Annotated in this window: 21 protein-coding genes; 6 read left to right on the top strand and 15 right to left on the bottom strand. The window is 69.8% G+C overall.

Annotated features, from left to right (window positions below; translation table 11 throughout):
• Nucleotides 1-291: 291 nt before the first annotated feature.
• Both FHX81_RS27850 and FHX81_RS27845 read right to left on the bottom strand, forming a co-directional pair.
• Nucleotides 292-930 (bottom strand): LysE family translocator, encoded by a 639-nt coding sequence (locus FHX81_RS27850; protein WP_141981002.1) that lies wholly within the window; start codon nucleotides 928-930, stop codon nucleotides 292-294.
• A gap of 50 nt (nucleotides 931-980) precedes the next feature.
• On the bottom strand, nucleotides 981-1,679 hold the full coding sequence (locus FHX81_RS27845) for a 3-keto-5-aminohexanoate cleavage protein (RefSeq protein ID WP_141984168.1): 699 nt from the start codon (nucleotides 1,677-1,679) through the stop codon (nucleotides 981-983).
• A gap of 35 nt (nucleotides 1,680-1,714) precedes the next feature.
• Here FHX81_RS27845 and FHX81_RS27840 point away from each other — a divergent pair, with 35 nt between their 5' ends.
• Nucleotides 1,715-2,125 (top strand): SWIM zinc finger family protein, encoded by a 411-nt coding sequence (locus FHX81_RS27840; RefSeq protein ID WP_141981001.1) that lies wholly within the window; start codon nucleotides 1,715-1,717, stop codon nucleotides 2,123-2,125.
• On the opposite strand, the gene FHX81_RS27835 is transcribed toward FHX81_RS27840, so the two are convergent.
• Nucleotides 2,106-2,612, bottom strand: coding sequence for a GNAT family N-acetyltransferase (locus FHX81_RS27835; protein WP_141981000.1), 507 nt, complete (start codon nucleotides 2,610-2,612; stop codon nucleotides 2,106-2,108). The two genes, FHX81_RS27840 and FHX81_RS27835, sit on opposite strands and share 20 nt — an antisense overlap.
• Before the next feature lie 403 nt (nucleotides 2,613-3,015).
• Between FHX81_RS27835 and FHX81_RS27830 the strand changes: the two genes are divergently transcribed.
• Nucleotides 3,016-3,468 carry a protein-tyrosine phosphatase family protein gene (locus tag FHX81_RS27830; RefSeq protein WP_425473847.1) on the top strand — a complete coding sequence of 151 codons (453 nt, stop codon included), beginning with the start codon at nucleotides 3,016-3,018 and terminating at the stop codon, nucleotides 3,466-3,468.
• A 431-nt stretch (nucleotides 3,469-3,899) separates the two neighbouring features.
• Here the strand turns inward: FHX81_RS27830 and ligA are convergent, their stop codons facing one another.
• The 3 genes from ligA to FHX81_RS27815 are packed head-to-tail and all read right to left on the bottom strand — an operon-like array spanning nucleotide 3,900 to nucleotide 7,622.
• The gene (gene ligA, locus FHX81_RS27825) at nucleotides 3,900-6,050 is read right to left on the bottom strand and encodes an NAD-dependent DNA ligase LigA (protein WP_246107999.1); all 2,151 of its coding nucleotides are present in this window, start codon (nucleotides 6,048-6,050) and stop codon (nucleotides 3,900-3,902) included.
• A gap of 31 nt (nucleotides 6,051-6,081) precedes the next feature.
• Nucleotides 6,082-6,732: a hypothetical protein gene (locus FHX81_RS27820; RefSeq protein WP_141980999.1), complete on the bottom strand. Its 651-nt coding sequence runs from the start codon at nucleotides 6,730-6,732 to the stop codon at nucleotides 6,082-6,084.
• Complete coding sequence (locus FHX81_RS27815; RefSeq protein ID WP_141980998.1) at nucleotides 6,729-7,622, bottom strand: LysR substrate-binding domain-containing protein; 894 nt, start codon at nucleotides 7,620-7,622, stop codon at nucleotides 6,729-6,731. The genes FHX81_RS27820 and FHX81_RS27815 overlap by 4 nt, the downstream gene beginning before the upstream one ends.
• Nucleotides 7,623-7,633: 11 nt before the next feature.
• On the opposite strand from FHX81_RS27815, the gene FHX81_RS27810 reads away from it, so the two are divergent.
• Nucleotides 7,634-8,482: a YeiH family protein gene (locus tag FHX81_RS27810; RefSeq protein WP_141980997.1), complete on the top strand. Its 849-nt coding sequence runs from the start codon at nucleotides 7,634-7,636 to the stop codon at nucleotides 8,480-8,482.
• On the opposite strand, the gene FHX81_RS27805 is transcribed toward FHX81_RS27810, so the two are convergent.
• From FHX81_RS27805 to FHX81_RS27795, 3 genes are read right to left on the bottom strand one after another with little or no spacing between them, the layout of a single operon-like run.
• Nucleotides 8,458-9,204: a succinate dehydrogenase/fumarate reductase iron-sulfur subunit gene (locus tag FHX81_RS27805; RefSeq protein ID WP_141980996.1), complete on the bottom strand. Its 747-nt coding sequence runs from the start codon at nucleotides 9,202-9,204 to the stop codon at nucleotides 8,458-8,460. The genes FHX81_RS27810 and FHX81_RS27805 overlap by 25 nt on opposite strands.
• Nucleotides 9,201-11,114 carry a fumarate reductase/succinate dehydrogenase flavoprotein subunit gene (locus FHX81_RS27800; RefSeq protein WP_141980995.1) on the bottom strand — a complete coding sequence of 638 codons (1,914 nt, stop codon included), beginning with the start codon at nucleotides 11,112-11,114 and terminating at the stop codon, nucleotides 9,201-9,203. The genes FHX81_RS27805 and FHX81_RS27800 overlap by 4 nt, the downstream gene beginning before the upstream one ends.
• 1 nt (nucleotide 11,115) lies before the next feature.
• A complete protein-coding gene (locus FHX81_RS27795) occupies nucleotides 11,116-11,745 on the bottom strand; it encodes a succinate dehydrogenase cytochrome b subunit (protein ID WP_246107998.1) in 630 nt (209 codons plus the stop codon).
• Between the two features lie 72 nt (nucleotides 11,746-11,817).
• Between FHX81_RS27795 and FHX81_RS27790 the strand changes: the two genes are divergently transcribed.
• Both FHX81_RS27790 and FHX81_RS27785 read left to right on the top strand, forming a co-directional pair.
• Entirely contained in the window at nucleotides 11,818-12,723 is a 906-nt protein-coding gene (locus FHX81_RS27790) for a LysR family transcriptional regulator (protein WP_141980993.1), read from the top strand.
• An 11-nt stretch (nucleotides 12,724-12,734) separates the two neighbouring features.
• The gene (locus FHX81_RS27785; protein WP_141980992.1) at nucleotides 12,735-13,238 is read left to right on the top strand and encodes a GNAT family N-acetyltransferase; all 504 of its coding nucleotides are present in this window, start codon (nucleotides 12,735-12,737) and stop codon (nucleotides 13,236-13,238) included.
• A gap of 9 nt (nucleotides 13,239-13,247) precedes the next feature.
• Here FHX81_RS27785 and FHX81_RS27780 read toward each other — a convergent pair whose 3' ends face one another.
• The gene (locus FHX81_RS27780) at nucleotides 13,248-14,258 is read right to left on the bottom strand and encodes a methionine synthase (protein WP_141980991.1); all 1,011 of its coding nucleotides are present in this window, start codon (nucleotides 14,256-14,258) and stop codon (nucleotides 13,248-13,250) included.
• 206 nt (nucleotides 14,259-14,464) lie between these two features.
• On the opposite strand from FHX81_RS27780, the gene FHX81_RS27775 reads away from it, so the two are divergent.
• Nucleotides 14,465-15,808, top strand: a complete 1,344-nt coding sequence (locus FHX81_RS27775) for a glycoside hydrolase family 18 protein (RefSeq protein WP_141980990.1) — start codon at nucleotides 14,465-14,467, stop codon at nucleotides 15,806-15,808.
• A gap of 199 nt (nucleotides 15,809-16,007) precedes the next feature.
• Here FHX81_RS27775 and FHX81_RS27770 read toward each other — a convergent pair whose 3' ends face one another.
• The 5 genes from FHX81_RS27770 to FHX81_RS27750 all read right to left on the bottom strand — a co-directional run bounded on the left by FHX81_RS27770 (nucleotide 16,008) and on the right by FHX81_RS27750 (nucleotide 21,832).
• A complete protein-coding gene (locus tag FHX81_RS27770; protein ID WP_141980989.1) occupies nucleotides 16,008-17,117 on the bottom strand; it encodes a GTP pyrophosphokinase in 1,110 nt (369 codons plus the stop codon).
• Between the two features lie 138 nt (nucleotides 17,118-17,255).
• The gene (locus tag FHX81_RS27765) at nucleotides 17,256-18,479 is read right to left on the bottom strand and encodes a tyrosine-type recombinase/integrase (protein ID WP_246107997.1); all 1,224 of its coding nucleotides are present in this window, start codon (nucleotides 18,477-18,479) and stop codon (nucleotides 17,256-17,258) included.
• Between the two features lie 39 nt (nucleotides 18,480-18,518).
• On the bottom strand, nucleotides 18,519-18,731 hold the full coding sequence (locus FHX81_RS27760) for a helix-turn-helix transcriptional regulator (RefSeq protein ID WP_141980987.1): 213 nt from the start codon (nucleotides 18,729-18,731) through the stop codon (nucleotides 18,519-18,521).
• Nucleotides 18,732-18,752: 21 nt separating this feature from the next.
• Complete coding sequence (locus FHX81_RS27755; RefSeq protein ID WP_141980986.1) at nucleotides 18,753-20,369, bottom strand: replication initiator; 1,617 nt, start codon at nucleotides 20,367-20,369, stop codon at nucleotides 18,753-18,755.
• A complete protein-coding gene (locus tag FHX81_RS27750) occupies nucleotides 20,366-21,832 on the bottom strand; it encodes an FtsK/SpoIIIE domain-containing protein (protein ID WP_141984165.1) in 1,467 nt (488 codons plus the stop codon). The genes FHX81_RS27755 and FHX81_RS27750 overlap by 4 nt, the downstream gene beginning before the upstream one ends.
• Nucleotides 21,833-22,131: the final 299 nt, after the last annotated feature.

The following is a 22,131-nucleotide window of genomic DNA, read 5'->3' as shown; positions in this document are numbered from 1 at the left end:
CGCACACAAGAACCGCTGGCGCGCCCATTCCGATCCTAGACGAGACGCTCACAAAAAGCGGCGAGTTCGCCTGCGATTTGAAAGGGTCGCGTTGCGTCCAGGCGGACATGTTGCGACCAAGGGTGCAGCATGTCCGCCTGGACAGTGACGTCCGACGTGGTGCAACAGGCGCACTACCATGTGTAAGTAACTTGACCATGGCAATGCAACCTAAGTGGCAAAATCACTCTCGCGGCGCGAACGTACGACTCACGGAACCTGAGTGTTCGACTCACGCGGCGAGCCGGGGTTTCACTCCTTGCGGCCGGTGGCGGCGATGGTCACGCCCAGGCCGATCATGGTCAGGCCGCCGGCGCCGCCCACCACGGCCAGGCGGCGGGGCGAACGGGCGAACCAGGAGCGGGCGGTGGCGGCGACCAGGCCCCAGACGCTGTCCGACGCGAGCGCGATGAGGTTGAACACCAGGCCCAGCAGGAGCATCTGGGCGGCCACGTGACCCTGCGCGCGGTCCACGAACTGCGGCAGCACGGCGGCGAAGAACACGATCGTCTTGGGGTTCGCCACCCCGACCGCGAAGCCCTCCCACAACGTGCGCAGCCCGCCGTGCGCCGGTCCGCCCGCGGTGAACGACGCGTGCAGCGACCCGCGCTGCCGCACGGCCTTCACCCCCAGGTACACCAGGTACGCCGCCCCGACCAGCTTCACCGTCGTGAACACGATCGCCGAACGCTCCACCACCGCCCCGACGCCGAACGCGACGGCCACGACGAGGGTGTACGCGCCGAGGGTGTTGCCCAGCACCGTGATCAGCGCGGCCCGACGACCCTGCGCCAACGCACGTCCCACGACGAACAGCACGCTGGGCCCGGGGATGACGATCAACAGGAACGACATGGCCGCGAAGGCGAGGAGCCGGTCGGTGGACACCATGGCGCAACGAAACCACGCCCGGCACCCGCGCTACCAGTGCTTTTCCCGCTTCAGCGGGCGAGGCGGACCAGGTGCGCGTTGTCGACCGCGGCGGTGCCGTCACGGGCGGTGAGCGTGTCCTCCAGGCCGATCCGCGCGTCCAGGCCGCGTGACACGGCGTAGTCCAGCACCGGCCACGCGCTGTCGTCCTCGCCGTGCAGCAGGATCGGCTCCCCCAGCGGCACCAGCAGGTCCAGCAGCCGTCCCGCGTCCCGCTCGGTCTTCCCCGGCTGGACCTCGGCCAGCACCCGGACCGTCCCGTCGGGCACGCCGACGTCCAGCAACGTCCGCGCCGCCTCGACGTGGAACACGCCCAGCTCGATCCCGATGCCCGCGTCGCGCAACGCGGCCGCGACGCCGAGCCAGCCGTCCTCGTGCACGTTGACCGACGCGAAGTCGGGGCGTCCGGCGGCCAGCCCCGCCCACCCGCGCACCAGCTCCGCCCGCCGCACGGGGTCCGGCACGATCCAGGCACCGGTCGTCACACCGATCTCCGCCCGCGGCACCGCGGCCCGCACCACCGACACCGAGGTCGCGACCTCGGGCCCGGCCAGCACCTCCAGCCCCACCACGTCCCGCGGGTGCAGGTGGAACGACGTGACGCCCAGCTCGGCGCACGCGGAAGCGTCGACCGCCAGCTCCTGCGGGGTGATCGGCACACTAGGGTGGCTGCCCGGCTCACGGGCACCGTTCAGACAAGCCTGGAGCACGAAAGCCACCGAACCACAAGGTGTTGGATACCGCCATGCCGACGCTGACCCCAGCCCTGCTGCGCCACCACGCGGGCGCCAAGTCGTACTGGCGCGGGCTGACCTACCGGGACTCCGTGGTCGAGTTGGCCGTCCGGTCGCGGCACGTGGAAGGTGTCGTGGTCGGCGCGGCCGAGTACCGGGTGACGTTGGAGTGGGAGGACACCCGCCTGGTCGGGGCGTGCACGTGCCCGTACGGGTCGCAGGGGTTCTTCTGCAAGCACTGCGTCGCGGTCGGATTGGTGCTGCTGGAGCGCGACCTGACCGTGCCGCCGCCGGACGCGGAGGACGAGGAGCTGCGCCTGAGGCTCGCCGAACTGGACCACGCGACCCTGGTGGAGCTGCTCTACGACCGGGCGGCACGGGACCGTTCGCTGCGTGACGAGGTCATGCGAGTTCGAGGCTGAACCCGAGCGCGGTGATGTCCACGCCGGGCACGGGCCGCCAGTCGCGGTCGGGCTGCCGCCGGAACCCGAGCCGCTGGTAGAGCCGGTGCGCCGGGGTCATCTGCTCGGAACTGCTCATCACCAACCTGCGCGCCCCGAGCTCCCGCGCCCGCACGATCACCGCGCGCACCAACGCCTCCCCCACCCCCCGGCCGCGGGCGGACGGGCTCACCGCGAGCATCCGGAACTCCACCTCGCCGTCCTTGCTGACCTCGGCGTACGGGGTGCCGGGCCGGACCACGGTGACGGTGCCGAGCACGGTGTTCTCGGCGTCCACCGCGACCAACAACTCCGCCTCCCGCGCCCGGGTCCGCGCGTCAACGAGCGTGTCGGCGTACCCGCCGGTGTGGCTGTCGATGTGCCGGTCGGCCTGGTAGGCGGCAACAGTGATCGCCCCCGCTGTCGCCCACTCGTCTTCCCTGGCGGGCCTCACCACGATGTCGGCCATCTGCGTTCCCCTCTGCGTCAGCGGACCGTCCTCGATTGTCGTCCAGCCAACTGCGCCGGCGGGCGTTCGATCAAGTTCCGGGCGGGGGGTGGGGCGGGTGGTGGGCTGAGCTGCGGCCCGGTTGGCAGGGGCCGGTCGGCAGAGCCGGCCTTGAGCCGGACTCGCCGCCCGGCCCGCCGAACATCCCTCGCCCACCCGCCATTCCGCCTGCTCCCCCTACCGAACGTCCTCACCCGGCCTGCCCGATCTCGCTTCCCTGCCTGCCGGTTCCCCTCACCTGCCTGCCGGTTCCCTCACCTGCCCGCCAACTCCCCTGCCTCGGAATCCCCTGGACGGCCTCCCGAATGCTCCCCCGCCCGGCCTCCCGTCCACCCGCAAGACTGCGGGCGCGATGATGTGGGTCATGAGCCTTCCCGGTGCGATCGAACTACCCGACGGCGCTCTCGTCCGCGGTCGCGGCCTGCGAAACCCGACCCCCGAGGGCACCCCCGACTACGGGCTGTACCTCGGTTCCCCCCGGATGCGACGGTCCGTGATGGCACGTCCGGACGCCCCCTCGTGGCCGCACGAGTGGCTCGAGTGGCCGGACTTCCGGCTGCCCAAGTCGCCCGAACAGGCCGTGACGCTGATCCGCGACCTGCACGCACGGGCCGCTGCGGGTGAGGCGGTCGAGGTGGCGTGCGGCGGCGGCATCGGACGAACCGGCACCGTGATCGCTTGCCTGGCCGTGCTGGCGGGTGTCCCCTCGGGCGAGGCCGTGGCTTGGGTGCGAGCCAACTTCAACCGGCGCGCGGTGGAGACGCCGTGGCAGAAGCGCTGGGTCGCGCGCTTCCCTCACGTGACGTCAGCGCGTTAGCCGTTCACCCGCGGATGCCGGCGGATGCCGGCGGGCATCGGTGCCGGTGAGGGTGAGGCTGACGCGGTGGAGTGTGACGGATGCTCCGGTGGTGGCGACGGGAAGCCGCAGCGTTCCCGATGGCGGCATCCGGTTGCCGGATGGCGGCATCCGGTTGCCGATGGCGGCCCGTGGCTGGTGGGCACCGTGGCTGATGGCGGCGCGGCTGACGGGCGGCGGGGTTGCCGATGGCGGGATGCGGACCGGTTCACTCGCGTCGGGCCGGCGGAGCGCCGGACCTGTGGGAGTGGGGGTGTGAGGTGATGGGAGTGGGGTTGGTTGGCGGCCTCGTTGTTTCAACCGACGTTCGAGGGGGTGAATAACAGCGTTTCAAGTTGGTCACCCGATCAGGTTCACCCGGTCGTGGTGGCGGTAGTCGGAGGAAGTGCTGGTCAGGGGGTGGTTGGTGGGGTCGGGTCTTCGGAAGTGGTGGCTACCCTGGTGGCGGCTTCGGGGCCTTCGGCCAGGAGGAGGCGGAAGCCGGCTTCGTTCAGGACCGGGACCTTCAGTTGCAGTGCCTTGTCGGCTTTGGAGCCCGGGGATTCGCCCACGACGACGAAGGCCGTCTTCTTCGACACCGAGCCGGCCGCCTTGCCGCCGCGCGACAGGATCGCTTCCTTGGCCTCGTCACGCGAGAACGTCTCCAGCGAACCCGTCACCACGATCGACAACCCCTCGAGGTTGCGGGGGATTGACGTGTCGCGCTCCTCCGCCGTGCGGACGCCGGCGGCTCGCCACTTGCGCACGACCTCCTGACGCCACGGTGTCTCGACCCACTCGCGCACGGCCGCGGCGATGGTCGGGCCCACGCCCTCGGCGGCGGCCAGCTCCTCCTCGGTGGCCGAGACGATGCGCTCGAGGGAGCCGAACTCCTGGGCCAGGGCGCGGGCCGCCGTGGGGCCCACGTGACGGATCGAGAGGGCGACCAGGACTCTCCACAGTGGACGCTCTTTGACCGTTTCCAGGTTGTCCAGCAACTTGAGCGCGTTCGCGGTCAGGTCGCCGTCCTTGGTGCGGAACAGGTCGATCTCCGCCAGTCTGTCCGCGTCCAACGCGAACAGGTCGCCCTCGTCGCCGTACACCGCGGACTCGACCAGGGCCGCCGCCGCCTCGAAGCCGAGCACCTCGATGTCCAGCGCCGAGCGCGACGCCAGGTACGCCAGCCGCTCCCGCAACTGCCCCGGGCACCCCGCCGCGTTGGGGCACCGGATGTCCACGTCGCCCTCCTTCATCGGGCGCAACGCGTGACCGCACTCCGGGCACGTCAACGGCATCTCGAACTCGTACGCGCCGTCGGGCCGCGCGTCGATCACGGGCCCGAGCACCTCGGGGATCACGTCACCGGCCTTGCGGATCACGATGCGGTCGCCGATGAGCACGCCCTTGCGCTTGACCTCGCTCGCGTTGTGCAACGTGGCCCGCGCGACCGTGGACCCGGCGACCTTCACCGGCTCCATCACGGCGAACGGCGTCACGCGGCCGGTGCGGCCGACGTGGACCTTGATGTCCAGCAACGTGGTGGTGGCCTCCTCCGGCGGGTACTTGAACGCGATCGCCCACCGCGGTGCGCGGGACGTGCTGCCCAGGCGCCGTTGCAGCGACACCTCGTCGACCTTGATGACGACGCCGTCGATCTCGTGCACGGCGTCGTGCCGGTGCGCGCCCCAGTGCGAGACGTGCTCGCCGACCTCCTCGACCGCGCTCAGCACGACCGTGTGCGACGACACCGGCAGCCCCCACGCGCGCAGCGCCTCGTAGGCCTCGGACTGCCTGGTCGGCTCGAACCCCTCCCGCTTGCCCAGCCCGTGGCAGATCATCCGCAGCCGGCGGGACGCGGTGACCTTCGGGTCCTTCTGCCGCAACGACCCGGCGGCGGTGTTGCGGGGGTTCGCGAACGGCGGTCTGCCCGCTTCCACGAGCCGCGCGTTGAGCTCCAGGAAGTCCTCCACCGCGAAGAACACCTCGCCGCGCACCTCGACCAGCGCCGGCACGGGGTGGGCGTCGGTGCCGGTCAGCGTCTCCGGCACGTCTGGCAGGGTGCGCACGTTGAGCGTGACGTCCTCGCCGGTCCGCCCGTCGCCGCGGGTCAGCGCCCGGACCAGCCGGCCGTGCTCGTAGAGCAGGTTGACGGCCAGCCCGTCGATCTTGAGCTCGCACAGGAAGTGCGCGTCCTCCCCGACTTCCTTGCGCACCCGCTCGAACCAGCCCGCCAGCTCGTCCCGGGAGAACACGTTGTCCAGGCTGAGCATCCGCTCCAGGTGGTCGACGGCCTTGAACTCGGTCGAGAACGTGCCGCCGACGAGCTGGGTGGGCGAGTCGGGCGTGGCGAGGCCGGGGTGCTCCCGCTCCAGCGCCTCCAGCTCCCGGAGCAACGCGTCGAACTCACCGTCACTGACCGTCGGCGAGTCGAGGACGTAGTAGCGGAACTGGTGCCCGCGCACCACCTCGGCCAGCGCGGCGTGCCGCTCGCGCACGGCGGCGGGCACGTCCTCGACGCCCTCGGCGGGGGCCTGGGTGGGGTTCAACGGGTCGTCGCTGGTCACGGCATGACTGTAACCAGCGGGTCCGACAATTTCAGGACTGATCCTCACCTATCGCGCGAACCAGGTCGCGCAGTTCCAGCAGGCCGATCGTGCCCTCCGGTTCGGCGGACGCGGTTTCCACCCGGCCGAGTCGTTCACCCGCCAGGCGCTCACCGAGCGTGACGTCCAGGGGCAGGAACGTCATGGTCTGCCGGGCCGCGGGTTCCAGGTTCGCGAACTCGGGGTGGTAGACGGCGACGTCCACCAGCCCGTCCGAGACCTGGGCGACCACGCGCACGTCGGCGAGGCGGATGCGGCGGGGTCCGAGGTTGACGGTGACCTGGGTGGGGTCGGGCACGGCGGGCACGGAGTCGTGGTACTCCCAGATCATGTCCTCGGATGGCGCGGCCTCGATCCACGCGTCGGTGTAGGGCCGCAGCTTCGGGTCCTCGCGGCTGGTGATCACCAGGGCGTAGATGGCGCGGTGGCCGCGTTCGAGGGAGAACTCCAGGTCGGGGTGCATGGCGGCGACCATCGCGCCGAGCTCGCCCTCCACCCGGTACGGCTCGCCGTCGCCCAGCGCCGCGCTGACGTGCGGCAGCAGCTCGAACCACGCCTGCCAGAACGCGACGGCGGCCTCGTCCGGGTTGGGCAGGTGGACGGGTTCGGGCTCGGGTTCGGTGCGTCGGCGAAACCAGCTCATGGCTCCATTGAACTACGCCGGGTGGCCACCGCGAGGAGTTCCGCGGCAGGTCCGACGAGCTTGCGGCCGGCGGGCCACACGGCGCGGAGGACGCGGCGCAGGTCGAGGTCGACGGGCACCTCGACCAGGCGTCCTTCGGCGAGGTCGACGGCCACCGCGAGCACGCTGAGCACCGCGGGGGCGACGCCGGCGACGACCGCGCCGCGCACGGCCGTGGTGGAGCCGAGTTCCAGCGCGGGCGGGCAGGCGTCGGGCAGTGCCCGGTCGAGGGTGTCGCGGGTGCCGGAGCCGCGTTCCCGCATGACGAGCGGTGTCGCGGCCAGCTCGGGCGGGGTGAGCGGTCGGCGTCGGCGGGACCACGGGTGTCCCGGGGCGACGACGAGCGCGAGCCGGTCCGCGGCCGCTCCGCGGGACGAGAGCCCTGGTGGCGGGGGTCCTGGGGCTTCGACGAAGCCGATGTCGACGGCGCCGTCGCGGACGAGCGCCCCGACCGTTTCCGAGTTCGTCACGCGCAGGCCCACGCGCAGGTCGGGCCGGGTGCGGCGCAGTTCGCCGATCCAGCCCGGCGCGAGGTGTTCGGCGACGGTCATGCTGGCGGCGACCCGCAGCTCGGCTTCCTGCGCCGACCGCAGTGCGCGGGCGCCCTCGACCAGGCCGGCGACCTCGTTGAGCACGCGCCGCGCCCGCTCGGTCACGACCACGCCGGCGGGTGTGAGCACGGAGCCGCGCCGGCCCCGGTCGACCAGCACGACGCCGAGCCTGCGTTCCAGTGTGGACAGCCGCTTGCTCGCGGACGGCTGCGCGACGCCGAGTGCCGCGGCGGCCCGGCCGAGGCTGCCCAGCTCCCCGACCAGCACCAGCAGGCGCAGCGACTCGAGGTCCGGGGTCATAGCTCCAGGGTATGACCCCAGACCTGATGGCCGCCTACCGGAAGCGCGCGCGGGCGCGGAGGGTGGACGGTGTGCTGATCGTCGCGTTGGTCCTGGGTGTGGTGGTGGGTGGACGCCTGCCGGACCTGACCGGCGTCACGCGTCGGCTCTTGCGCACCGGAGTGGTCCTGCTGGGACTGCAACTGTCCGTTGCGCGACTCCTCGGTCTGGGACCGGGCGTCCTGCTCGCGGTGTTGGTCACGGTCTCGGTCACGTTCTTCGGCACGCTGTGGCTCGGCCGCCTGCTGCGCCTGCCGCGCGGTTTGTGCGTGCTGGTGGCCAGCGGGTTCTCGATCTGCGGCGCGTCGGCCATCGCGGCCGTCGAGGGCCGGGTGGACCGGGAGGACGAGCACGTGGCCACGAGCGTCGCGCTCGTCACGCTCTACGGCACGCTGGCGATGGTCGCGTTGCCGCTGGTGAACGCGTCGCCGCAGTGGATCGGGCTGAGCGTGCACGAGGTCGCGCAGGTGGCCGCCGCCGCACCGGCCGGCGGGCTGGCGACGGCCATGGCGGTGAAGCTGGGCCGGGTGGCGCTGCTGGCCCCGATCGTGGCCGGATTGGGCGGGCGGGGTGCGCCGCCGGTGCCCGCGTTCCTGCTGGGTTTCCTGGTGTTGATGCTGGTCAGCCCGCTGGTGCCGGCCGTCGTGCTGGACGTGGCCACGACGGCGACGACGGTCGTGCTGGCCGCCGCGCTGTTCGGCCTGGGCACGTCGGTACGCCCCATGGCGCTGCTGCGGACCAGCCCCGGGGCGCTCCTCCTGGGGCTGCTCTCCACGCTGCTGGTGTGCGGGACGGGTTACCTGTCGCTGCGGGTGGTGTGAGCGCGGAGCAGGTCGGCGTTCAGGCGGGCGATCGTGGTCAGCGGGATGCCCTTGGGGCACGCGGCCGTGCACTCGCCGGTGTTGGTGCAGCCGCCGAAGCCCGCCGCGTCGTGCTCGGCGACCATGTCCCGCGCCCGCGAGTACCGCTCCGGCTGCCCCTGCGGCAGCACGCCCAGGTGCGTGGTCTTCGCCGCGGTGAACAGCATCGCCGACCCGTTGGGGCACGCGGCCACGCACGCGCCGCAGCCGATGCACGCCGCCGCTTCGAACGCCGTGTCGGCGTCCGGTTTGGGCACGGGTGTCGCGTGCGCGTCCGGCGCGGACCCCGTCGGCACGCTGATGTACCCGCCCGCCGCCACGATCCGGTCGAGCGCCGACCGGTCCACCACCAGGTCCCGCACCACCGGGAACGGCTCGGCGCGCCACGGCTCCACGGTCACCACGTCGCCGTCGCGGAAGTGCCGCAGGTGCAGTTGGCACGCCGTGGTGGCCTTCTCCGGCCCGTGCGCCATCCCGTTGATCATCATCCCGCACATGCCGCAGATGCCCTCGCGGCAGTCGTGGTCGAACGCCACCGGCTCCTGCCCGGCGGTGATCAACCGCTCGTTGAGCACGTCGAGCGCCTCCAGGAACGACATGTCCGGCGACAGGTCGTCCACCGGGTACTCGACCAGCCGCCCGGTGGCGCCGCTCTGCCGCCAGATCCGCAGGGTCAGTTTCACCGGTAGCTCCGGGTGCTCGGCGTGACGTGTTCGAAGACCAGTTCTTCCTTGTGCAGCACGGGCGGTCGGCCCACGCCCGTGTACTCCCAGGCCGCGACGTAGGAGTAGTCGGCGTCGTTCCGCAACGCCTCGCCGTCCGGTGTCCGGCTCTCCGACCGGAAGTGGCCGCCGCACGACTCGGCGCGGTGCAGGGCGTCGACGCACATCAGCTCGGCCAGCTCGAGGAAGTCGGCGACCCGGCCGGCCTTCTCCAGCTCCTGGTTCAACCGCTCGCCGGTGCCGGGCACCCGCACCCGCTGCCAGAACTCCTCGCGAAGCTCCGGGATGCGCTCCAACGCCTTGCGCAACCCGGCCTCGTCGCGCTCCATGCCGCACTCGTCCCACATCAGCCGGCCCAGCTCGCGGTGGAACGACTCGACCGTGCGGTCGCCGTTCACGGCCAGCAGCGTCTTCACCCGGCCGCGCACCTCGGACATCGTGTCCGCCACGACCGGGTGGTGGTCGTCGACCGGCTCGAACGGCGCGTCGGCCAGGTAGTCCCCGATCACGCCCGGCAGCACGAAGTAGCCGTCCGCCAGGCCCTGCATCAACGCCGACGCGCCGAGCCGGTTCGCGCCGTGGTCGGAGAAGTTCGCCTCGCCGATCACGTACAGGCCGGGAATGGTGGACCGCAGGTCGTAGTCCACCCACAGCCCGCCCATGGTGTAGTGCACGGCCGGGTAGATGCGCATCGGCGTCTTGTAGGGGTCGTCGCCGGTGATGCGCTGGTACATCTCGAACAGGTTCCCGTAGCGCTGTTCGACGGCGAGCGCGCCGAGGCGTTCGATGGCGTCGGCGAAGTCCAGGTACACGCCGCGCTTCTCGTCGGAAATGTTCTTCGCCGCGCGGGACGCGATGTCGCGCGGCACGAGGTTGCCGAAGCTCGGGTACATGCGCTCCAGGAAGTAGTCCCGGTCGGCCTCGGGGATGTCGTTGGCCGCACGGGTGTCGTGCGGGTCGCGCGGCACCCACACGCGGCCGTCGTTGCGCAGCGACTCGCTCATCAGGGTGAGCTTGGACTGGTGGTCGCCGCTGATCGGGATGCACGTCGGGTGGATCTGGGTGAAGCACGGGTTCGCGAACAGCGCGCCCCGCCGGTGGGCCCGCCAGATCGCGGTGGCGTTGCAGCCCTTGGCGTTGGTGGACAGGTGGAACACGTTGCCGTACCCGCCGGTCGCGAGCACCACGGCGTCCGCGTAGTGGGTGGACACCGCGCCGCTGACCAGGTCGCGCACGACGATCCCGCGCGCCCGGCCGTCCACCACGACCAGGTCGAGCATCTCGGTGCGCGGGTGCACCTCGACGCGGCCGGCCGCGACCTGGCGTTCCAGCGCCTGGTAGGCGCCCAGCAGGAGCTGCTGCCCGGTCTGGCCGCGGGCGTAGAACGTGCGCGAGACCTGCGCGCCGCCGAACGAGCGGGTGTCCAGCAGGCCGCCGTACTCGCGGGCGAACGGCACGCCCTGCGCCACGCACTGGTCGATGATCTCGACGCTGATCTGCGCCAACCGGTGCACGTTCGACTCGCGGGCGCGGAAGTCGCCGCCCTTCACGGTGTCGTGGAACAGGCGGTGCACGCTGTCGCCGTCGTTGCGGTAGTTCTTGGCCGCGTTGATGCCGCCCTGCGCGGCGATGCTGTGCGCGCGGCGCGGGCTGTCCTGGTAGCAGAACGACGTGACCCGGTAGCCGAGCTCGGCGAGCGTCGCCGCCGCCGAGCCGCCGGCGAGGCCGGTGCCGACCACGATCACGCTGCGGCTGCGCCGGTTCGCGGGGTTGACCAGGCGGGCGGAGAACCGGCGCCGGTCCCAGCGGGTCTCGATCGGGCCGGACGGCACGCGCTGGTCGGCGATCGGGGAACCTTCTGTGTAGAGCATGTCAGCTCACCCATCCGGTGAAGACGGCGAAGGGAACGGAGAGGAACCCGGCGCAGATCACCACGGCGACGCCGAGGCCGATCACGCGCGAGGTGGTGACGCCGAGGGTCTGGGTGGCGCTCCACACCCCGTGGCGGATGTGGAAGCCGAGGGCGAGCACGGCGACGGTGTAGGCCAGCACCACGTACCAGTGCTGGAAGTCGGCGACCACGTTCGCGTGGATCTCGCCGGGCACGCCGTTCGGGTTGAGCCACCCGGCGGTGAGGTCGAGCAGGTGGTAGACCACGAACAGGGCGATGATCACGCCGCCCCAGCGCATCGTGCGGGCCGCGTAGCCGCCCTGGACGCGTCGCCGGTGCTCGTACCGGCCCTTGGCCCTGCGTGCCTTCGCGGTCAGCTGGTAGGCGGCGAGGAAGTGCAGCGCCACGCAGGCGAGCAGCGCTATCCGGGTGGGCCACACCAGGCCGATCTCGCGCAGCCGGCGGCCGTAGCCGTCGATCGCGTCCGCGCCGGAGAAGACGGTCAGGTTGCCGAGCATGTGCACGACGACGTACAGCAGCAGTCCGGCGCCGGTGACCGCCATGACGGCTTTCTTGCCGACGGTGGTGCGGTAGAGCCCGATCGTGTCCACGTCGCTGACGCTAGGAACGGGCGTGACGAGTCGTCCAATACATCGTGAGCTGCTTGACGATAGCCTGGGGCTATGACGCTGCAGCAGCTCGCATACTTCCTGGCAGTGGCCCGGACGCGGCACTTCACCCGCGCCGCCGCCGAGGTGCGTGTGGCGCAGCCCTCACTGTCCAAGCAGATCCACGCGTTGGAGAAGGAGCTGGGGGCGGAGCTGTTCAGCCGGGCCCGCGGCAACGTGGCGCTGACCCCGGCGGGTGAGGCGCTGGTGCCGGTGGCCGCGCGGATCCTGTCCGACGTGGACACGGCCCGGCTGGAGGTGGCCGAGCTGGTGGGGCTGCGGCGGGGGCGGGTGCGGGTGGGCGCGACGCCGAGCCTGTGCGGCAGCCTGTTCGCGGACGTGATCAAGCGGTACCACGACACCTACCCCGGCATCCAGGTGTCGGTGACCGAGGGCGGGTCGCGCGACCTCGTGGCGGCGTTGGAGGCGGGGCAGCTCGACCTGGCGCTGGTGATCGTGTCGCCCGCGGACGCCGACCGGGCGTTGACGGTGGTGCCGGTGCTGCGGGAGGAGCTGGTGGTGGCGTCGGCGGCACCGCTGGGCGTGCCCCGGATGCGGTTGACGGACCTGCGCGATCACCCGTTGGTGATGTTCCGGCCGGGGTACGACCTGCGGGAGACGACGTTGGCGGCGTGCCGGCAGGCCGGGTTCGAGCCGCGGTTCGCGGTGGAGGGCGGCGAGATGGACGCCGTGCTGCGGTTCGTGGAGGTCGGGTTGGGCGTGGCGATCGTGCCCAGCACGGTGCTGGCCGCGCGGTCGCTGCACGGGACGCCGTTGACGCCCGCCACCACCCGGACCGTGGCGCTGGCGCACCGGACGGACGTGGCGCCGACGTCGGCGGGGCGGGCGTTCCAGAGCGTGCTGCTGGCGTTCCTGCGCGGCGCGGAAATGCCTTCGGGGGTTCACCTGGTCGGGCCGTAGGGTGCTGTGCCGTGCTGATCCGACGCGAGACCGCCGCCGACACCCAGGTCATCCACGACGTGACGGAGGCCGCGTTCGCCGCCAGACCGGGCGGTGAAGCGCGGCTGGTGGGCGAACTGCGGGCCGATCCGGGCTGGATCCCGGCCCTGTCGCTGGTGGCCGAGGTGGACGGCGTGGTGGTCGGGCACGTCGTGTGCACGCGTGGCGCGGTCGGTGACGCGCCGGCGCTCGGCCTCGGCCCGCTCAGCGTGCTGCCGTCCCACCAGCGCTCGGGCGTCGGCAAAGCCCTGATGCACACCGTGCTGGGTGCGGCGGACGCCCTCGACGAACCGCTGGTGATCCTGCTGGGCGACCCGGCCTACTACTCCCGCTTCGGCTTCGTGCCGGCGTCGACCTACGGCATCACCCCGCCGGACCCGGGCTGGACCCCCTACTTCCAGGCCCGCGCCCTGTCCACCCACACGCCCGCCCTCACCGGCCCGTTCACCTACGCCGCGCCCTTCAACGCGCTCTGAGCCCCGCCGTCACCAGCCCTCGGGCGGCTCCACGAACGCCTTGCCCACGTCCCGGGTCAGCGCCAGCGCCCGCCGCGCCCAGGTCGCGCTCGCGCCGGCCATGCCGCACGTCGGCGTCGGCACCGCGTGCGTGCCCAGGATCGACCGAGGGAAGCCGAGCCGGTCCACCAGGTCCAGTGCGGGCTTGGCCAGCGACTTCAGGCTCTGCGGCGTGCCGGGGTCGGTGCTCGGGGCCAGGCCGAGGAACAGCTGGGTCTTCTCCTCCCACGCCTCGCCGAGCTCGTCCCACATCGTGTCGTCGAGGATGGTGAGGTCGAACGAGACGGCCCGCGCGCCGGCCCGGCGGATCAGCGCGACGGGCGGGGCGGGCGCGCAGCAGTGCACGACCACGTCCGCGTCGAGGCCGTCGATCACCGCCTGGAGCACGGCACGCGCCTCCGGCTCGGGGACGGCGGGGACCGTGCCCAGCTTGGACGGCGTGGGCAGCAGGCCCTTGAGCACGGCGGGCAGCGCGGGTTCGTCCAGCTGCACGAGTACTCGCGCGCCGGTGCGCTTGGCGACCTCGGCGACGTGCCGGTTGAGCCCTTCGACCAGCGATTGGGTGAACTCGCGCAGCGCGCCCTTGTCGGTGAGCACGCGGTGGCCGCGCAGCAGCTCGACGCTCGCGGTGAGCGTCCACGGCCCGGCGGCCTGCACCTTGACCACCGGTGGCGGCGCGGGGTCCGCGGCCTCCTCGAAGGCGTCGAGGTCGCGGCGCACCAGGTCCACCGCGCGCCGGTGGTCCCTACCGGGGTGCGCGGTGGTCCGCCAGCCGGACGGGACCACCTCGACGGGCAGGTCGACCAGCAGCGCGGCGGTGCGGCCGATCATGTCCGCGCCGACGCCCCGGGCGGGCAGTTCGGGCAGGTGGGGCAGGTCGGGGAGTTCGCCGAGAACGATCCTGGCGGCCTCCAGCGGGTCGGTTCCGGGTAGCGAGCCGATGCCGGTCGCGGCACCGGCGGTCCAGGGGAGGGCATCCACCCGCACAGTCTCCCACCGCCGCCGCCGGACCGTTCGAGCGCGAAAAGGTCTAGACCCATTGACGAAGTGGTCTAGGCCACCTACGGTCACCTTGTCGGTGCCGACAGTGGTCGAGGGCACCGCCACGACGTGGTGTGGGGGCGTGCCGCGCCCCACGCTCCCGCACCACTCCCACCCCGTTCCCCCCTGCACGGGAGTAGGTTCCGATGTCCTCGAAGCGCAAGAGCCTGGCCGCGTTGGCGGCGGGCGTCACCGCGGTCCTGACCGCCGGTCTGCTGCTGGCCGCCCCCGCGGGCGCCGCGCCGACCCCGACGGCCGTGTTCAGCCAGGACTCCACCTGGAGCTCCGGCTACCAGGGCAAGTTCACCGTCACGGCCGGGTCGAGCGCCGTGTCCGGCTGGAAGGTCGAGTTCGACCTGCCCGCCGGCAGCACGCCCGGTTCGTACTGGGACGCCACGCTGAGCAGCAGCGGCTCGCACCACACCTTCACCAACCGCGAGTACAACGGGAGCCTGGCGGCCGGCGCGTCCACGTCGTTCGGGTTCCTGGTGAACGGCACGGGCGTGCCCGCCAACTGCAAGCTCAACGGCCAGCCGTGCACCGGCGGCACGACGACCACCACCACCTCCACCACCACGTCCACCACGACCACGACTTCGGACCAGCCACCGCTGCCCGGCAGCCTGAAGTCCGCGCCGTACGTGGACATCACGATGCCGACGCCGTCGCTGGAGTCGGTCGCCCGGGCCACCGGCCAGAAGGTGTTCACGCTGGCGTTCGCGCTCGCGGACAGCAGCGGCTGCAACCCGTCGTGGGGCGGCACCATCCCGTTGCACGACAGCCGGATCATCAACGACGTCCGGGCGCTGAAGGCGCTGGGCGGTGACGTGATCGTGGCGACCGGCGGCGCGGCCGGACCGTACCTGGAGTACTCGTGCTCCACCGCCGACGCCCTGCTGGCCGCGTACAAGAAGGTCCTCGACGCCGTCGGCAGCAACCACCTGGACGTGGACGTCGAAGCCTCCATCCCGCACGACATGGTGAACACCGCGTTGAAGCGCCTGCAGACCGAGCGCGGCACGTCGATCAGCTACACGATGCGCGTGCAGGGCGACGACTACGGCATGGACCCCTACTCGGTGCAGATCCTGCAGAACGCCGCCGCCAAGGGCCTCACCGTGCTCGTCAACCCCATGACCATGGAGTTCGGCTCGTCCCGCGCCGACTGGGGCGACGCCGTCATCGCCGCCGCCGAGAGCAGCCTGCGCCAGATGAAGCAGATCTGGCCCGCCAAGTCGGACGCGGAGCTGAAGCGTCTGCTCGGCGTCACCCCGATGATCGGCCGCAACTTCAACGGCAAGGTCTTCACCCAAGCCCACGCCCGCAAGCTCGTGACGTGGGCCAACACGAACCGCATCGGCCTGCTGGGCTTCTGGTCGGTGGGCCGCGACAACGGCGGCTGCCCCGGTGGCGGGATCTCGCCGACGTGCAGCAGCATCAGCCAGTCGCAGTACGAGTTCACGAACATCTTCAAAGGCTTCACAGCCTGACCTGCACAAACGCTAGTTATTGATCTTGTCAGGCCGTCATCAGGCCGTCCGGGGTTCACTGGCCCGCTGCGGACGGAACACCCGATCCACCGCCGACCAAGCACGACCGTAGCTCGACGGCAGGAGATGGGTGTACGTCCGCAGCCTCGACCGCAGGCGCACAACTCGTTTCCCAACCCCAGATGCATTGAGATGAAAATCATTCAAAAGCCTGTCGATACGCCTCGAGCAAATCGAGGTCTAGACCTTTTGCATCGACTGCATAGCTACCGAAGTACTCGCGAATCACTTCCTCTCGCACATCTGGATCAGCCCCGGCCATAAGCAGATAAGTCAATTGCAGGAGACAGATACCTACGCTTACCTTCCTATGCCTAACAGGAAGCTCCGGCGGCTGCAGATGCGAATCAAAGATGGGAAAAAGTTTCTCGACGAACGGTAGAATTTTGCTGCCGTCGCGCTCGAAAGCCGCATCGAGGTCCCCGACGGTTCGAATTCCGAAGTGCGACACCAGTGGGGCGAGCTGCTGCATCGCATACTTCGGATCTACGAACATTTCGGACGAACCAAGAAATTCTGCAAGTTTCACATCCAGGTGAATCGCCATCGGCGACCGCTCAAGAAAAGTCATAAGCGTTGCCTGATTCAGCACCAAGTCGGAACTCGAATCAGGAATAGAATCGCTTACCGCATGCTCGTAGGAAGCGATATGGTCGCGAAGTGACTGGAACTCACTGTCAGCGATCTCCAGCAAGCCAGCAAGCCTAGAGAACCTTCGTTTCACCTCTGACGGCAACTGGAAAGTCGACTTGTAACCTAAGTCATGCTCAATCTCGGCCCATGCATGCTGCAATATTGAGCGAACTTGGACTTCAAACTTTATACCGCCGTACCGGGCATACTCTGCCAACCCCCTTCGCGCTTGATTCAACTGGAGAATATAGTGTAGCGAGAGATAGCCGAAACGGTCGGAGTCCAGTACCAGGCGCTTATCGATCGAATTATCCTCATCGATAGTGAACTCGCCTTGCAATATACTGCCAACCACATCCACTTCATCGGCGAAGTTAGTTATCACTCGCACACCCAAGAAATCCGTCAGCGATAGATAATCGGAATACTTTTGTGGATTGTTCGACATCTTACGATCAGCGCTAGACTTTTCCTTCACGCGAAAAGTGATATTGTGCGCACGAATGCCTCTCTCAACCAGAAGTGCACCAATTAGACGGGTGGCAACTTGGCCAAGTTCCTCAAGTCTACCCTTATTCTCATCATAACCGGAGCGACTACCGCGACCCTCTGCCATAGTCCAACACTAGCCGATACACCGACCAACGGCTTGAAAATAATTTACCAATCCGGATCGGTAGCGTGGACGACGCCCACAGCTGCGCATCGAACCAGACTGGTTCCGATCACCTGCGCTCAGCACAGGCTAACCGGGTCATGCAATTTGAGACGTTCCCACCCGCTGCGGACGGAACACCCGATCCACCGCCGACCGAGCACGTCCGTAGCTCGACGGCAGCAGATGGGTGTACGTCCGCAGCGTGAACCCCGGATCGGCGTGACCCAGGAACTCCGCCAGCTCCTTGATCGAGACGCCTTGGCCGAGCAGCGTCGAGGCGTAGAAGTGCCTCAGCGCGTGCATCCCGTCCCCCTTGGTCGTGTAGGTCAGCCCGGCCCACTTGAAGGCCGGCTTCCAGACCACCTCGTTGAACGCGCTCCCCGAGTACGGGACACCTTGGTTGCCCACCATCAGCAGCCGGACCGTCACCGGTCGCCCGGACGGTTGGAGCCACGGCAGGGTAACGGCTACGGGCTCGAAGTTCTGCGCGTAGGAGTCCAGGCCCTCCAGGACGCCACTCGACAGAGGGACCACCCGCGTCTTGTCGCCCTTCGGCGGCGCGAAGACCAACTGCTTATCAATCACTCTGATCTGTCGGGTGACGTTGATCAGCATGTCGTCACGGTTCACGTCGTCCATCGAGAACCCGAGGATTTCGCCCTGCCGCATCCCACAGCCCGCGCCGAGCTGGGCAGTCGGCTTGAACCGCGCCGGTAGGGCGAGCTGGACCGCCCGAAGCCTGGCTTCCGGCCACGGGACGATCTTGCGCGTGCTGGGCTTGGGCTTCTTGACGCTCTGCGCCTTGCACGGGTTGACCCGGATCTTCCGGTCCTCGACGGCCGCGTTGAGGATGGACGACAGGATGTCGAAGTACACCGCCTGGGTAGACACCTCCAGGTTGCGTTCCCGCAGCCAGGCGAGCCAGTTACGGACCACTTCGGAGTTGACCGAGCCGACGTTGCGCGTCTCGAAGAACGGGTAGAGCTGGCTCTTGAGCCGACTCCGCAGCGTCTGCTGGGTGGCAGCGTCCTGCGACTGGCCCTTGAGCCAGTTCTCGGCGTAGGTCTTGAAGTTGACCTTCCCCGCGTCCTGGTCGATGTAGGTGCCCGACAAGACGTCGTGCTGCATCTTGGTCAGGAACGCCTGCGCCTTGCGGAGCTGCTTGTCCGGGAACGACTCCGACTTCTCGTTGCCGTCCGGGTCGTAGTACCGGACCTTGTACCGGTCGCCCTTACCCCACCGCTCCGGGTCGCGTTCCTTGGTCCGACTGCCCTTGGCGTCGAGTACTGGTGCGCCGTTCTCGTCGCGCTTGACGCGCATCCATCGATCTTGGATGTGACCTGCCATGTCGCCTTCCTCCTAGGCCGCAGCCGGGTCGGTTTCCTGCTCGTCCAGCCAGTCCCGGACGTCCTCCGGGCGGTAGCGGACGTGCTTGCCGAGGCGCACGAACCGAGGGCCGTAGCCCTTGTGCCGCCACTGGCGCAACGTGGTCTCCGGAAGGCCCAGGAAGTCCGCGAGGTCGGTCGGCTTCCAGAGCACTTCGATGACGATGTGACGCGGTCGATCGGACATGACTCCCCCAATTCCCCCTGGTCAGGCGGCTATGGACCCAGTTGCCGAAACATCTGCGCCGGGTGGCGAGCCCGAAGCGGCCAACATCGCGCGGTCGTACTCGGCCTTCCACCGGGTCCGCTCCGCGATGGCGTGCATGAGCTGGTGTGCCCGTGGTGGCACGTTCGGGTCGCCGGGCCGGACCTTGTGCCAGACGAGCTGGAAGGTGTCGGGTTCCGGCTTCTCGATCCCGACGGCCTTGAGCGCATCCAGGACGAACCGCTTCCGGTCGGCCCGGTGGTCGGCCAGCGTCTTGCCCGACCACTTCCGCGATACCAGCACCCGCCGACCAGGCAGGCCGAGCGTGGTCCGCCGATGTGCCCGCCCCTTGCAGTGGCCCGGAGTGGTCCGGGAGCCGACGCCGCGCGGTTGGACGCCGTAGAGGAGCCAGACCGGGCAGCGGTCCGAGCACGGCGTCACGGCCAGCTCGTCCGCCAAGCGGTCCGCGTGCCGTCGTTGCCGTTCGGTGGTCTGCTCGACCACTTCACCAATGGACTTGGTGAGGTACTTGGTCAGGTAGCCGATGTGGCGTCCGGCCTCTTCCGAGCCGCCCAGGATGCCCTTGGAGTGCACCTGGCGGCCGAAGGTCACCACGTGAGCCGGTTCGTCCACGGCCTCGAGCGCGTCCGCCCAGGCCGTCAGCGGCTGCCGGGTGTCCGGCTCGACGAACGCTTCCGCCCGCGCGTCCCAGACCGGCAGATGGTCACCGCCGTAGACCCGTTCGTCATGGTTGGGCCACCACACCTGGTGATATGTAGCCGCCGTGACCAAGCGGATGGTCTCGTGCGGGATTGAACCGCGGATTGCCGCATGGAGGTGTGGCGCCGCTCGACGCTGTGGTTCGACAGTGGCGAAATACTGCACATCCCAGCCGACGACCCGCCGCAGGTTCTGCCACCACCGGTCCACCAGCGACGCGAAGTGCACCGCGTCCCGAGCCGCCCGCCGGTAGTCGTAGGTGTCCGGGTCGACCGGTGTTCCGTCGTCGCGCACCCGTCCGTAGGTGTCGAGGGTGAGCGTGACGAACATCGAGGGTCGGAACCCTCCCGCGTACTCCCGGCCCACCGTGTGCTTCTCCACGCGCCGCCGAGGCAGGTTCGGTGCGTCCTGCCGGCGCTTGGTCGACCGCTTCACCGGCCGCCTGCCCGGTGCGTCAGGGGAGGGGAAGCGGCCCCGGACGCCGAGTTGCCGAAGTTCCGCGTCGACGCTGTGGATCTCCTCCCGCAGCTCGTCCGCGTCACCGGCCGTCCCGGCGTTGACCGCCTCCCGGTACGCCTTGACCAGGTCGGCCCGGAACGTCAACAAGCCCTTCTGGTCCTCGGAGGGTGGCTCGGGGGTGAAGTCGGGCTCCTCAGCCATGTGCCAGCCCTCACGGCACTGGACCATCCGGAGCGCCTTGGCCTTCCGGGCACACGGCGCACAGACGCTCTCGACCGTCGACCCACAGGGCACCGCGACGTAGCGCACTTCGTAGGTCGCCCGGTCCTCGACCTCCATCGTGAACGGCCGCACGCACACGCCGTACTTCTCGGCCGCAGCCTTGGCGACGTCCAGTGCGATGGGTTGACGCATCCGCTCAGCGCGAGTCTCACCGCTCATGCCGCCGTCCTCCCCTCGTTGCCATTGGGCCTGGTCGGGAAGTCGTGCACCTCCGCGTCAGCCAGGAACACGCTTAGTTCGACCAGGTCGGCGTCAGTGACGTGGAAGGCCCGAGCCCGTTCCGGCTCCCGCTGCCCGTCCTCTTTGACCCATGCGACACCGGGCGTGTTCTCGCTGATCTCGTGAGCCGCCGCGCCGCGCTGCCTGACACCGTCACCAAGCACCATGTCGACCTGCTGTGGCTCGTCCAGGCGCAGGGCAACACGGGTGCTGAACAGGTGTCGGAAGGAGACGACTTCCTTGCGCGGGTCTTGCACCAGGCCCACGACCGCGTAGCCAGGCGCACGCCCCTGGGAGGTAATCGTCTGGATAGCCCGCACCGCTCGTTCCCGGAGCTGCTTGTCCGGCTGGTAGGCGATCAGGTCCGCCAGCTCGTCCACCACCAGGACCGTGAACGGCTCACCGGTCGACCGCGCCCACAGCCGCCGCACACCCCGGTACCGCGTCGCCCGCTCCTTGACCTCAGCGGCGATTTCCTCAAGCAGCGCAACGGCTTCCGACCCGTTGTCGTACACGACACGATCGAAGGCATCGGGGCACTGCCCGAGTTCCATCCCGCCCTTCGGATCGATCCCGACCAGCCGCACCAGGCCCGCACGGACGGCCGGGGCGAGCTGCCACACCAGCGACCACAACACCGAGCCCTTGCCCGCACCGGGCACGCCGACCACGAGCACCTGAGCCCCGAGCAGCCGCAGCCGCCACGGCTTGCCGGTTTCCGTCCGGCCGACGACCACCCGCTTGAGATCCACCTCGGCATCAGTCAGCGCTGGGACGGCCAGGGGACGCAGCAGCGGGTCACGGTGGACGAAGTCCAGCTCGATCACCCGAGGCCGCAGCACCCGCACTCGACACGAGCGAGCGCCGAACGAGTGCGCCAGGCCGTCCCGCCGCAGCTCCCATGCCTCCGGCGACTGGGCAGGCACCATCCGCACACGGACGCGATCCCGCCAGCCCTCAGAGCGGACCCGGCGCAGCTTCGGCCGGTACTCACGGCCACGGTCCCGCTTGGCGAGGTCCGACAGCCGCATCGCCGAGCGCCACTTCGGCACGTACACCGTCAACCGGCTCCACTCGGTGACCAGCCGGTACCAGCCGTGCCGCAGGAACGACGCATGATCCAGGCCAGCCCAGATGAGCAACGCCGCGACCAGCGACAACAGGGCCAGCACGAGCGGCGAGAGCCCGAACCGCCACCAGCACCAGGCCGCCGACACTGGCACCAGCGTGACCACCGGGTACCGAACCACAATGAGCACCAGGCGCACGACGCCAACCACGACCAGCCACACGGCGACCACCAGCAAGGCCAGCCACTTCGCCTTACCGGGCACCAACGCCCACCACGGCACCCGAGGCCGGACACCCTCGAACGGAGCCGGGTCCACCCACTTGCCGCCCATCACGCACGCCCCACCGGGGCGAAGATCAGCGGCAGCCACCCCAGGCACGAGCAGCAGACGAGCTGGTTGGGCGCATAGACTCCGAACCGCTTGCACGCCCCGCAGGGGCGACCGTTGGACAGCTTCCACACAGACGGGGCACCGCGCCGACTTGACGCGGACACCCCACGTACCGATAGCCTTGACATGACCGGAACCCCTTGTGTGTCAACAAAAGCGCGCGAGAAGACCGGTCGATGCGTCGTCGGTGAACTGCTCCAGGCCCGCCAAGACTTGAGGTCCGTTCACCGACGACCACG

Origin of the sequence: Saccharothrix saharensis (genome assembly GCF_006716745.1) — a bacterium.
Lineage (GTDB): Bacteria > Actinomycetota > Actinomycetes > Mycobacteriales > Pseudonocardiaceae > Actinosynnema > Actinosynnema saharense.
The sequence above is the reverse complement of the archived record's forward strand: the minus strand, read 5'-3'. Positions and strand labels throughout refer to the sequence as shown.